Here is a 13,239-nt window from a genome sequence, read left to right as displayed (position 1 = left end):
CCTGATCTTTAAAGAAAAAGGATGCGGAAAATGATCGTGACAACGACACCCTCGGTCGAGGGGCGCAAGATTACCGGCTACAAGGGCATCGTCGTCGGCGAAGCCATCCTCGGTGCCAATGTCATCCGCGATCTCTTTGCCGGGATCACCGATATTCTCGGTGGCCGATCAGGCGCTTACGAGCAGGAGCTGGGACGCGCCCGGGCCACCGCCCTGGCCGAGATGGAAGAGCGCGCCGCCGCCCTCGGGGCCACTGCCGTCGTCGGTGTCGATCTGGATTACGAGGTGATCAACAACATGCTGATGGTCAGCGCCTCCGGCACTGCGGTGGTCCTGGACTAAGCCATGCCCGCTGCCGCCGCCCATATCGATCGCCCGGTCCTGACGCTGCCCGCGCCGGAGGCGGAGGCGCTGCGCACGGCCTATGAGGCGGCAGAGGTGATCCTGGAATATGGTTCCGGCGGCTCCACCGTGCTTGCGGCGGAGATGCCGCGCAAACATGTCACCTCGGTCGAGAGCGACCGCAAATGGGCGAAGATGATGCAGGGCTGGTTCGCGGACAACCCGCCGGCCGCGGGGACAAAGGTGGACATCCACTGGTCCGACATCGGCAAGACCCGCGACTGGGGGCATCCGAAGGATGAGAGCGACTGGCGCAAGTTCCCGGACTATCCGCTTAAGATCTGGGGGAAAAAGGGGTTTCGCCACCCGGACGTGGTGCTGGTGGATGGACGGTTCCGGATCGGCTGTGCCCTGGCCACGGCGTTTTCGATCACCCGTCCAGTGACGCTGTTGTTCGACGATTACACCCATCGCAGCTGGTTTTCGCGGGCGGAGGAGTTTCTGGGCACGCCGCAGATCATCGGACGGATGGCCGCCTTCGACGTGACGCCGCAACCCGTTCCGCCCGACCGGCTGTTGCAGGTGATCAAATACATGACCCGGCCTTGAGGCTGGCACAGACATAGGAACATCGCCCGGGGACCCCCGTGGCCTGAGACGAGAAAGAGGAAAAGATGCTGGAAATCAAGAACCTGCACGTGCAGCTTGAAGAAGAGGATAAGCAAATCCTCAAAGGGGTCGACCTGACTGTCGAGCCGGGAACCGTGCATGCGATCATGGGGCCGAACGGCTCGGGCAAATCGACGCTCAGCTATGTGCTGGCCGGGCGCGACGGCTATGAGGTGACCGAAGGCACCGCCACGCTCGACGGCGAGAGCCTGCTGGACATGGAACCGGAAGAACGCGCCGCCGCCGGCCTGTTCCTGGCCTTCCAGTACCCGGTGGAGATCCCCGGGGTCGGCAACATGACCTTCCTGCGCACCGCGGTGAACGCGCAGCGCAAGGCGCGCGGCGAAGAGGAGCTGAGCGCGGCCGATTTCCTCAAGCTGGTGCGCGAACGCGCCAAGGCGCTGAAGATCGATGCCGACATGCTGAAGCGGCCGGTCAACGTCGGTTTCTCCGGTGGTGAGAAGAAGCGCAATGAAATCCTGCAGATGGCGATGCTCGAGCCGAAGATGTGTATCCTCGATGAAACCGATTCCGGTCTCGACGTCGATGCGATGAAACTGGTCTCCGACGGTGTCAACGCGCTGCGGGACGCTGGCCGCGGTTTCCTGGTGATCACCCATTATCAGCGGCTGCTCGATCACATCAAACCCGATGTGGTGCACATCATGGCCAAGGGCCGGATCATCAAGACCGGCGGGCCCGAGCTGGCGCTCGAGGTCGAGACCAACGGATATGCCGACATCCTGAACGAGGTGGCGTGATGGCGGTCCCTGAACGCAAGGCGCAGGAGGCGCTTGAGGCGCGGCTCGCCGGGCTGGTCCTGCCGGAGGGCGGCTGCCTGGACAAGCCCCGCAAGGAGGCGCTGGCACGGCTGACCGAGATGGGCCTGCCGCAGCGGCGCGACGAATACTGGCGCTTCACCCGCCCGGACACGCTGATCCAGCCGGAACCGCTGCCGGCACGGGTCTTCGACAACGACGAAGTGCCGGTGTTTTCCTCCATCGACCGGCTGAAGATCGTCTTCGTCGACGGGGTGTTCGATCCCGAGGCCTCCGACGATCTGGAGCTGGAGGGGGTTCGCATCGACCGGATCGCCGATATCTGCGACAAGGACATCCACTGGGCCAAGGACCTCTATGGCGTTCTTGAGGAACGGGGGCAGCATCCGGTGGCCCGGCCGCTGGCGGCGCTGAACACGGCCTTCGCTCGCGACGGTCTGGCGATCCATGTCACCCGTACGCCGTCGAAGCCGATCAGCCTCGTCTATGTGCATGCCTCCGAGACCTCGGATGCGATCCTGCACCACATCATCCGGGTGGAACCGGAGGCGGAGCTGACGCTGCTGGAGAACGGTCCGGCGGCGGCCCGGTTCAACAAGTGCATCGAGGTCGACATCGCCGACGGCGGCAAGCTGCACCATGTCCGGGCCCAGGGCCGCGATCACGAACGCCGGGCGGTGACCCATATGTTCAGTCGTCTCGGCGCGCGTTCGGTCTACAAATCCTTCACCCTGACGGTGAACGGGGTGATGACCCGTAATGAGCAGATCGTCGAATTCACCGGCGACGATGCGCTGGCCCATGTCGCCGGCGCCTGCCTGGGCGATGGTGATTTCCATCACGACGACACCGTCTTCGTCACCCATGATGCGCTGAACTGCGAAAGCCGGCAGGTGTTCAAAAAGGTGCTGAAGAACGGCGCGGTCGGGGTGTTCCAGGGCAAGATCCTGGTCAACCAGAAGGCGCAGAAGACCGATGGCTATCAGATCAGCCAGTCGCTGCTGCTGGATGGCGACAGCCAGTTCCTGGCCAAGCCGGAGCTTGAGATCTATGCCGATGACGTGGCCTGTTCGCATGGCTCCACCTCTGGCGCGATCGACGAGGAATCGCTGTTCTACCTGCGTTCGCGCGGGGTGCCGGAGAAGGACGCTACTAATCTGCTGACCCTGGCCTTCCTGGCCGAGGCGGTGGACGAGATCGAGGATCCGAAGCTGGCGGAAGATCTGCTGGAACGGCTCGAAGCCTGGCTGGCCCGCCGCAGCTGATGTCGGTCACCGGCCATATCGTGGCGACCTATCGCGGTCCGGGGCGGGTGATGCGAGAGCTGCTTGCCTCCGGCCAGCGGGAGGACCGGGCGCTGGCCATCCTGATGGCCGGCTGCGTGATCGTCTTTGTCGCGCAGCTGCCGCGGCTTTCGCGCGAGGCCTACCTGAGCGGGCAGGAGCTGAACATGATCCTCGGCGCCAGCTTGCTGGCCTGGGTGATCATCGCGCCGCTGCTGTTCTACCTGCTGGCGGCCGCCAGCCATGTGCTGGCCCGGGCCGTGGGGGGGCGCGGCGGCTGGTACGGGGCGCGGCTGGCGCTGTTCTGGGCGCTTCTGGCCTCGACCCCGGCGCTCTTGCTGCATGGGCTGGTTTCGGGCTTTATCGGTCCGGGCCCGGCCCGCGACGCCGTCGGGCTGATCTGGCTCGGCCTGTTTCTTTGGTTCTGGCTGTCCGGCTTGCGGCAGGCAGAGAGGCAACCGGTATGAACAAGACCTTCTGGGCCGACATGATCGGCCTTTCGCTGACCCGTCCGGCAGAGGCCGCCCGCCTGCTGATCGGTCTGGGGCTGCCACGGCCGGTGCTGTGGACCGCGCTGGTGCTGTCGGCGGTGCTGAGCGCGCTGGTCTACAGCCTGTCGGATCTGATCATGGGGGTGCAGATGCCCGGCCCCCTGGGGATGCCGCTGATCTTCGCCGCCTTCGTGGGGGCGAGCCTTCTGCTCTCCGTCGTCTCGCTTTATTGGGCGGGGCGGATGCTGGGCGGCACCGCCTCGGTCGAGGCGATCATGACGCTGGTTCTGTGGATGCAGCTGCTGCGCATCCTGGTGCAGGTGGCGACCCTGGTGCTGACCCTGTTGTCACCCGGGCTGGCGCTGATCGGCGTCTTCGCCGCGATGCTGTTCGGGCTTTATATCATGGTGCATTTCATCGATGTGGCGCATGGGCTGGCGTCGCTGCCGCGGGCCGTGGGCGTGCTGGTGCTGTCGATGGTGATCATGACCGTGATCCTTTTCATCCTGATCGCGCTCCTCGGGGGCGTGCTGCCGGGGACCCCCCAGAATGTATGATCTGACCAAAATCCGTGCCGATTTCCCGATCCTGTCGCGGGAGGTGAACGGCAAGCCGCTGACCTATCTGGATAACGGCGCCTCGGCGCAGAAGCCGCAGGTGGTGATCGACGCCGTCACCCGCAGCTATGCGCATGAATATGCCAATGTGCACCGCGGGCTGCATTATCTGTCCAACCTCGCGACCGAGAAATACGAGGCCGTGCGCGGCACTGTCGCGCGGTTCCTGAACGCCGGGCATGAGGATGAGATCATCTTCAACTCCGGCACCACTGAGGGGATCAACATGGTCTCCTACGCCTGGGCGGCGCCACGGTTCGAACCGGGCGACGAGATCGTGCTGAGCGTGATGGAGCATCACGCCAATATCGTGCCCTGGCATTTCCTGCGCGAACGCCAGGGGGCGGTGCTGAAATGGGTGGAAATGGCGCCGGACGGATCGCTCGACCCGCAGGCAGTGATCGATGCCATCGGCCCGAAGACGAAACTGGTGGCGGTGACCCATTGCTCCAACGTGCTGGGCACGGTGGTGGATGTGAAGGCGATCACCGCAGGGGCCCATGCCAAGGGGGTGCCGGTGCTGGTCGACGGCAGCCAGGGCGCGGTGCATATGCCGGTCGACGTGCAGGACATCGGCTGCGATTTCTACGCCATCACTGGCCACAAGCTCTATGGTCCGTCAAGCTCCGGCGCGATCTATGTCAAGGCGGAGCGGATGGCGGAGATGCGCCCGTTTCTCGGCGGCGGCGACATGATCCGCGAAGTGACCCGCGATCAGGTGACCTATGCCGATCCGCCGCTGAAGTTCGAGGCCGGCACGCCCGGCATCGTCCAGATGATCGGTCTCGGGGTGGCGCTGGAATACATGATGGATCTGGGCATGGAGAACATCGCCGCCCATGAGGCCGGCCTGCGCGATTATGCCCAGGCCGAGTTTGCCAAGCTGAACTGGCTGCATGTGCAGGGGCAGGCGCCCGGCAAGGCGGCGATCTTCTCGCTGACGATGGAGGGTGGCGCCCACCCGCACGATATCTCCACCATCCTCGACAAGAAGGGGGTGGCGGTGCGCGCTGGTCATCACTGCGCCGGGCCGCTGATGGAGCATCTGGGGCTCAGCGCCACCTGCCGCGCCTCCTTCGGGCTGTACAACACCACGGAAGAGGTCGACCGGCTGATCGAGGCGCTGGAACTGGCGAGGGAACTCTTCGCCTGACCAAAACATGACCATTCGCGACGGCGGGAAGAGGTCGAAAAACGACATATCCCGTGTCGCGAATGGCATTTCATCCGGGACCCGGCTAACCTCTCTTCGAGGCAACCTCGAAGGGAGAGAAGATGACCGTACTGACCGAAGCCGACCAGATTTCCGAAATCGCATTCGGGTTCATGGGATCGAAGGCGCTGTTCGCCGCCTTGGGGGCAGGGGTCTTTACCCATCTCTCCGACGGGCCGCAAAGCTGTGCCGAGCTGGCCGAAAGCTGCCCCCTGGATGAGGCGCGAACCGAAACCCTGATGACGGCGCTGGCCGGGCTCGGCCTGGTGGAGGCACGGGGCGACGGCCGTTTCGCCAACTCTCCGGCGGCAGAGGCGTTTCTGGTCAAGGGCGCCAAATACGACTTCGGCGATTACCTGCGGCTGCAGGTGGGCCAACAGATGTATGGTCTGCTGGATCAGATCGACGATGCGCTGCAGGACAATCTTCCGGAGGAGGCCACCGCCTCCTATGCCGAATGGTTCGCCGATCCGGAGGAGGCCAGGCTCTATTCCGCCAGCCAGCATGCCGGCTCGCTCGGGCCGGCGCGGCAGCTGGCGCGCAAGATCGACCTGTCGGCGGCGAAGACGCTGCTGGATGTCGGTGGCGGCACCGGCGCCTTCGCCATCACCCTGTGCAAGGCGTTTCCCGATCTCAGCGTGACCATCGTCGACTTCCCCAATGTCGCGAAGCTGGGGCGCGAATATGTCGAACAGGCCGGGCTGTCCGACCGGATCACCTATGTCGAGGGCAATGCGCTGGAGACCGGCTGGCCGGGCGGGCAAGATGCGGTGCTGATGTCCTACCTGTTCTCCGGCGTGCCGGGGGAGACCCATGACGGGCTGATCGCCCGGGCCCGCGATCACCTGGCGCCGGGCGGCCGCTTCCTGCTGCATGATTTCGTGGTGCGCGAGGATCGCAGCGGCCCCAAGCTGGCCGCGCTCTGGCAGTTGCAGCACACCGCCTTTACCCCGCGGGCGCGATCGCTGGACGAGGGCTGGCTGAAACTGGCGCTGGAAACGGCCGGGTTCGAGGCGGTCGATGTCGGCGTGATGATCCCGGAAATGACCATGCTGGCCGCCGCGGTGAAGCCGGCATAAACCTACAGATATCAAAGGTATGCGGGATGCATGACCTCGCGTCGGCATGGCGGCTATGCGCTGGCGTGGCTTTGAACCTCCCGAGGATGTCGGGTATTCGTTCCTTAATAAGTTAACTTCAGCCCAGGCCGTCCCGTCCTGTGTTGATGCTGGTGTCAAAGGCCGTTTGCCATGTCCGCAACCTATACCGATCCGATCCCGATGCGGGGCGACATGCTCGCCTCCGTCGGCAGCTATCGTCAAAGCAGCAACCCGGGCCAGCCCGGGTTCGCAATGGAGCTCTATGACGTCGAAGCGCTTGGTGGGGCCAGCGACAGCTATCGGCTGGTGTGGTATCAGAATGTCAACAGCACGGCGACGGAGTTTCAGAACGGCCAGATGTGGCGTCTGGAAGCCTATTCCGCCGCCGATGATCCCGATGGCGACCCCAACACTGGCGAAGCGGGATGGTCGGCGGTGCCGGGGTATGAACGGCTGGTGCCCGCGCATGACATCGTCGGCGGGCTGGGCGGGGGCGACGAATATATCGTGCTGCGCGGGTCGGGGGGCTATCTCCTCTATGACCTTAACGGCAACCTGCCCGAGGATCCGAGCCATATGACCTATTCGGCCGAGGACGAAAATGGCGACCCCGATCAGGGCGATAACGATGGTGAGCTCGATTTCGAGGATATGATAAATGCCGCCGTGCCCTGTTTCGTGCCGGGCACCCGGATCGCCACGCCGGCGGGAGCGCGCCCGGTCGAGACCCTGCGCCCCGGCGACCTGGTGTCGACGCTGGATCACGGGCCGCAGCCTCTGGCGTTCGTGGTGGCACGCGGGGTGGAGCTGGACCGGAGCAACGCCCATATGGCGCCGGTGAGGATCGCCGCCGGCAGTCTGGGCGACGGTCTGCCGCTGAACGATCTGATCTGCTCGCCGCAGCACCGGTTGCTGCATGCCGGCGCCGCTCGGCAATGCCTGGTGGCGGCCAAGGCGCAGCTGTCGCGCCCCGGAGTGCGCCGCGCGCCCGCCAGGGGCAGTGTCGATTATTTCAACCTCGCCTTCGCGCAGCATGAGATCGTTTTTGCCGAAGGTATCGCGGTGGAGAGCTTTTTTCCGGGCCGCGAGGCGATGAAGGGTGTCAGTCCGATCGATGTGATCCGCCTCTGCGCGCTTTATCCAACCGCGCCTCGGCATGCGCGTCATTTCGGCAAATGCGGCAAATGGGCCCGCCGGGTCGCCGCGCGTCCCAAGGCCTTCCGTCCGCTGGGGATGGCGGCCGCGGGTGCCGCATCCGCACCTTTGGCCGCGGCGGCGGTGCCCTGCGTCGAGGCCTGAGCCCGGGCATGGCGACAGGGCCGGGGTCACCGCGGAGACCGCGTCGGAAAGCAGCGAGCCCTGAGCATGAACATGCTCATTTCGGCACAAGTCCGGCGACGCCTTGACGATATATTCCAAAACTGATGAGCATCACTAAGTTGTGATGTGTTTTGGCTCTCAATCCAGGAGGGTAAAGCGCTTTTACCGGAGGGGATTTCGAGATGACTCATTTTCAAAACAATGGCTTCGATGGTGTCGATGCGGAGGAGGTCGATCGGTTGAGGCGGGCGATCGAAAGCTACCTTCCGGGCGAGAGCGTGACATCAGGGCCCGCGGTGGCGATGCCAGAGCCGGATCTGCCGGCCGCATCAGACCACGCGGACCCCGAGCCGGATGCACTGGCAGAGGACGCGCCGGACACAGAGGATGGGCCTGATGCTCCCGCGGGGCACGGGGTGGAACGCGTCGCGCCGACGGAGGAGCCTGCCGGAGCGACAGGAACCGGGGCCTCAGCGGCGGATGCGGGCGGTGAAACGGATGGGGTGCTGTCTGCGGCGGTCACCCCGGTGACGATTCTCCCCCCCCAGCCGGACACCGCAAGCCTCGGGACCGGGGGGGCTGCTGAGGCGACGCCCGCGCGCCCCAACAGCGCGGCCGTACAAATGCCCTCGGTCCTCCCTTCCGCGCCGGAGGCCGCTCCGGCGGCTGATGAAGGCGCCGGGGCGGGCCCGGTTGCGACTGCGCCGGTTGCGGTCGCGTCGCCCGATCCGGCGGTCTCGCTCGACACTATGTCGGTCTACCTGAATGAGCTGAACACCGACAGTCTTGAGGCGGACTACTGGGATGACCGTCTCGGCTTCACCGACGGGTTCGACGGGCCGGTGCCGGAATGGCCGACGCCGTTCTGGAACCTCGCTGACAGCGGGCTCAACGCCCGGGACGGGGTGATCACCTACAACATCGGCGGCAACGATTACGATGCCGACGGGATCCTCGGCGCCACCCGGATCGACGCGATTCGCCACGCTCTCGATATCTACGAGACGATCCTGGGCATCGATTTCGTCGAAACCGACGCCACCGACGCCGATCTGAATTTCGGGGACGAGATTGCCGGGCAGGCCTTTGCCAACTTCAACCAGTCGGCCGACGGGTCCATCATCAACGCCTGGGTGAACATTGCCCAGGACTGGGCGGGCGACGGCACGCTGGGCGATTACTACTTTCACGCGGCCCTGCGCGAGATCGGCACCGCACTGGGACTGGGGCGCCCGGGCAACTACAGCCCCGACAACGGGGACATGACCTATGACGTTCAGGCGCAATGGAGAAACGATACGATTCAGTTCTCCATGATGTCCTACTGGGCGCAGGACAATTACACCGCGCCGGGGCAGGCAACGCCGAGCGGCAGCGCCCTGGGCGATGTCAATGTGGTGGGGCCGCAGGTCGTCGACTGGGTGACGCTGGACCGGATGTACAGCCCGATGGGCTACGGTCTGGCCAATGGCGCCACCGGCGGGGATACCGTCTGGGGCTTCAATACCAGCTGGACCGACTGGACCCCGGGGACGACGGGACCGGCGGCCGACACCGCGAATTCGGTCTTCGCCTCGCTCGACACGCTGTTGGCGACCAGCACGCTGAGCCTGGTGGATACCGGCGGCATCGATACGCTGGATCTGTCGGGCTTCGCGAATTCCAGCCGGATCGACATGCGGGTGACCTCTGCCAGCAACATCGCGCCGTCGCTGTCGGATGTCGGCGGTCTGATCGGCAACCTCTCGCTGGCGCCGGGCACGATCATCGAGAATATCATCGGCGGTGCCGGTGACGAGGTGATCTATGGCAATGACGCCGACAACATTATCGATGGCGGCGCCGGCAACGATACGATCCATGGCGAGGGTGGCAACGACACGCTGTTCGGCGGGCTCGGCGACGATGTCCTCAGCGGAGGAAACGGCAACGACTTTCTTGAGGGCGGGGCCGGCGCCGATATCATGACGGGCGGTGCAGGCGACGATATCTTCCTCTACCGCAACGGCGGCGCCGATCTGGCGGCGGGCGAAACCGTGACCGGCGGCAGCGGCACCGACCGGGTGCAGTTGGAAGGCGGCGGCTATTTCGACTTCCGCAGAGATGTCCACGCCAGCCTGTCGGTAGAGCGGCTGGAACTGACCGGCGATGCCCCGGGGGTGACCACCGTCATCGACGCGACCTATGCAAGCTTTAGCTCGATCGTCAACGAAACCCCCAGCGCCGGGGCCTCGCACACGCTGCGGCTCCATATCGATGGCTCCACGATCTGGTCGCCTTCGGTGAGCTTTTCCGGCTGGAACACGGTCTCAGACGACAGGCTGGAGCTGATCGGCGGCGAGAACAACGATGAAATCTGGGCCCCGAACCAGGATCAGACGATCTATGGCAACGGCGGCCACGACGAGATCTATATCTGGGGCACCGGCGCCCATACCGAAATCTACGGCGGCGTGGGCGGCGATCAGATCATCTTCAACTACGGCAACGTCCTGCGGCCGACCATCGTTGTCGACGGCGGTGCGGATGTCGACACCATCCGGATTGAGGGCCATGGGACTTTCGACTTCCGCGAGGTGCAGGTCTCCTCAATCGAGCGCATCGCCGCGTTGATCGACCCGTGGGAGACGATCATCGAAATCAGCAGCGAACAGCTCGGCACCAGTTTCGCCTCCAATCTGCAGCTCGAAGGCGATTACTGGTTGTCCAGTCCCGATGTCACCCTGCGGATCTATGCTGAGAACGGGGTGAGTGATATCGACGTCTCCGCCTTCACCTTCTTGTGGTGGAACCATTTCGGGAATGACGGCTACAAGATCGAGCTTCTTGGCGACGCAACGGACAATGTCCTGATCGGCAGTACGAATTTCGACAATCTGCAGGGCGGCGCCGGCAACGACACGCTGCGGGGCGGCGACCGGCGCGACACTCTCAACGGGGGCAGCGGTGACGACCTGCTGGACGGCGGAGAGGGCGATGACCGCATGATCGGCGGGCTCGGCGACGACATATACCTGCTGCAGGACGAGGGGGACGTGATCATCGAGAACCCCGACAGCGGCACCGATCTGATCATCAGTGATTGGGACTCGGTCGGGCTTGGCAAGCTGGTGAACGTGGAGAACCTGACCGGCAGCGCCACCACCGGCCAGATCCTGGCCGGCAACTACCGGGACAACGTGATCACCGGCAATATCGGCGACGATCGCATCTATGGCTCTTACGGCAACGATACGCTCTTTGGACGGGCCGGCGACGACTTCCTGGATGGTGGCACGGGCGACGATCTGATGTATGGCGGTGCCGGTGACGACACCTATATCGTCTTCGACGTTGCCGATGCGATCGTGGAATGGGCCGATGGCGGCGTCGATACCGTGGAGACCCGGCTGACGTTTTGGGAGCTGTCGGACTTCGACAATGTCGAGAACCTGACCGGCACCAATTCGGAGGGGCAGATCCTCGGCGGCAACGATCTGGACAACGTCATCATTGGCGCCGCGGGCAACGATACGCTGGATGGCGGCCTGGGCAACGACACGCTGGACGGCGGCGCCGGTGACGATTTCATGTCGGGCTGGCTGGGCGACGACACCTATGTCGTCGACAGTCTCGGCGACACCGTCGTCGAAGGGGAAGGGCGTGGCACCGATACGGTGCTGACCGCGCTCGCCAGCCTGGGGCTCACCCATTACGTGGGCGTCGAGAACCTGACCGGCACCTCCGCCGCGGGGCAGACGCTCGCCGGCAACGCGCTGGACAATGTGATCACAGGCCATATCGGCGACGATGCGCTCTATGGCGGGGCCGGGAACGATACCCTGCGAGGGCTCGCCGGCGATGATGTGCTGAACGGCGGCCTCGGCGACGATATCATGAATGGTGGCACCGGCGATGACCTCTATCTCGTCGATAGCGCCGGAGATCAGATCGTCGAATGGGCCGGTGGCGGGATCGACACGGTGCGCACCGAGCTGGCCTATCTGAAGCTGTCCTATGACAACGTGGAAAACCTGACCGGCCTGTCTGCCGGCGGTCAGACCCTCTCCGGCAACGCGCTGGACAATGTGATCACCGGCCATATCGGCGATGACGCGCTCTATGGCGGGTTGGGGGACGACTGGCTGGACGGTCGCGCTGGCGCCGACATCATGAATGGCGGACAGGGCGACGATACCTATGTCGTCGACGATCTGGCGGATATCATCACCGAGAGCTTCGACGGCGGCGTCGACACGGTGCGGACAGCCCTCTCCGCGCTGGGGCTGAAGGCCTTCGACGAGGTCGAGAATCTCACCGGCACCTCCGCCGCGGGCCAGTCGCTCACCGGCAACGCGCTGGACAATGTCCTTACCGGCAACACCGGCGACGATCTGCTCTATGGCCGGTTGGGGGCGGATCAGCTTCTGGCCGGGGCCGGCGACGACTGGCTCAATGGCGGCGCCGGGGCGGACATCATGTCCGGCGGAGCCGGCGACGACACCTATGTCGTCGACAACGCCGGGGATGTGATTATCGAATGGTTCGACAAGGGGATCGATACGGTGCGCACCGGGCTGGCCAGTTTCTCGCTCGGGGCGATCGCCAATGTCGAGAATCTCTTGGCGACCACCGGCGACGGGCAGGTCCTGGGCGGCAATGTGCTGGACAACGTGATCACCGGCCGGGGCGGCGATGACGCGCTCTATGGCGGGCGGGGCGACGATACGCTCGACGGCCGGCGCGGCGACGATCTGCTCTATGGCCGGTTGGGGGCGGATCAGCTTCTGGCCGGGGCCGGCGACGATTGGCTCAATGGCGGCGCCGGGGCGGACATCATGTCCGGCGGAGCCGGCGACGACACCTATGTCGTCGACAACGCCGGGGATGTGATTGTCGAATGGTTCGACAAGGGGATCGATACGGTGCGCACCGGGCTGGCCAGTTTCTCGCTCGGGGCGATCGCTAATGTCGAGAATCTCATGGCGACCACCGGCGACGGGCAGGTCCTGGGCGGCAATGTGCTGGACAACGTGATCACCGGCCGGGGCGGCGATGACGCGCTCTATGGCGGGCGGGGCGACGATACGCTCGACGGCCGGCGCGGCGACGATCTGCTGAACGGCGGCGAGGGCGATGATCTCTTCCTGTTCGCGGCCGGCTTCGGTCAGGACCGGATCGCCGATTTCCATGCCGGCGCCAGCGGCGAGGCGGATGTGATCTCGATCTCCAGCGACCTGATCGCGGATTTCGCCGATCTGCTCAGCCGCACGGCCGATGTCGGGGCCGATACGGTGATCACGGTGAACGCGTCGAACAGCATCACCCTGCTGGGGGTGCAGAAGGCCGATCTCGACAGCTCCGACTTCTGGTTCGCCTGACCCGGGCTTCGCATGTCGCAATCTCAGTCGGATCGGGTTTCCTGGTCCGACTTTTTTGTGTCGGG

General features: G+C 64.8%; 10 protein-coding genes. All 10 read left to right on the top strand.

Going from position 1 to position 13,239, the window contains the following annotated elements; genetic code table 11:
• Positions 1-30: 30 nt before the first annotated feature.
• The 10 genes from QO033_RS11730 to QO033_RS11685 all read left to right on the top strand — a co-directional run bounded on the left by QO033_RS11730 (position 31) and on the right by QO033_RS11685 (position 13,174).
• The gene (locus QO033_RS11730; protein ID WP_284481163.1) at positions 31-342 is read left to right on the top strand and encodes a heavy metal-binding domain-containing protein; all 312 of its coding nucleotides are present in this window, start codon (positions 31-33) and stop codon (positions 340-342) included.
• Positions 343-345: 3 nt separating this feature from the next.
• Positions 346-951 carry a hypothetical protein gene (locus QO033_RS11725; RefSeq protein WP_284481162.1) on the top strand — a complete coding sequence of 202 codons (606 nt, stop codon included), beginning with the start codon at positions 346-348 and terminating at the stop codon, positions 949-951.
• A 65-nt stretch (positions 952-1,016) separates the two neighbouring features.
• Positions 1,017-1,772: a Fe-S cluster assembly ATPase SufC gene (sufC, locus tag QO033_RS11720; RefSeq protein ID WP_284481161.1), complete on the top strand. Its 756-nt coding sequence runs from the start codon at positions 1,017-1,019 to the stop codon at positions 1,770-1,772.
• The gene (locus QO033_RS11715; RefSeq protein ID WP_284481160.1) at positions 1,772-3,055 is read left to right on the top strand and encodes a SufB/SufD family protein; all 1,284 of its coding nucleotides are present in this window, start codon (positions 1,772-1,774) and stop codon (positions 3,053-3,055) included. Before sufC ends, QO033_RS11715 begins: the two co-directional genes overlap by 1 nt.
• Complete coding sequence (locus tag QO033_RS11710; protein WP_284481159.1) at positions 3,055-3,540, top strand: YIP1 family protein; 486 nt, start codon at positions 3,055-3,057, stop codon at positions 3,538-3,540. Before QO033_RS11715 ends, QO033_RS11710 begins: the two co-directional genes overlap by 1 nt.
• Positions 3,537-4,121, top strand: coding sequence for a Yip1 family protein (locus tag QO033_RS11705; RefSeq protein WP_284481158.1), 585 nt, complete (start codon positions 3,537-3,539; stop codon positions 4,119-4,121). Before QO033_RS11710 ends, QO033_RS11705 begins: the two co-directional genes overlap by 4 nt.
• Entirely contained in the window at positions 4,114-5,334 is a 1,221-nt protein-coding gene (locus QO033_RS11700; protein ID WP_284481157.1) for a cysteine desulfurase, read from the top strand. The genes QO033_RS11705 and QO033_RS11700 overlap by 8 nt, the downstream gene beginning before the upstream one ends.
• Before the next feature lie 122 nt (positions 5,335-5,456).
• A complete protein-coding gene (locus tag QO033_RS11695; protein ID WP_284481156.1) occupies positions 5,457-6,473 on the top strand; it encodes a methyltransferase in 1,017 nt (338 codons plus the stop codon).
• A gap of 171 nt (positions 6,474-6,644) precedes the next feature.
• On the top strand, positions 6,645-7,793 hold the full coding sequence (locus tag QO033_RS11690) for a Hint domain-containing protein (protein ID WP_284481155.1): 1,149 nt from the start codon (positions 6,645-6,647) through the stop codon (positions 7,791-7,793).
• 770 nt (positions 7,794-8,563) lie between these two features.
• Positions 8,564-13,174 (top strand): M10 family metallopeptidase C-terminal domain-containing protein, encoded by a 4,611-nt coding sequence (locus tag QO033_RS11685; RefSeq protein ID WP_284481154.1) that lies wholly within the window; start codon positions 8,564-8,566, stop codon positions 13,172-13,174.
• The last annotated feature ends 65 nt before the right edge of the window (positions 13,175-13,239 follow it).

The sequence above is a fragment of the Pseudodonghicola flavimaris genome (assembly GCF_030164425.1).
Lineage (GTDB): Bacteria > Pseudomonadota > Alphaproteobacteria > Rhodobacterales > Rhodobacteraceae > Pseudodonghicola > Pseudodonghicola flavimaris.
Note: the sequence above shows the minus strand (reverse complement) of the source record. Positions and strands in the feature narration are given on the sequence as shown.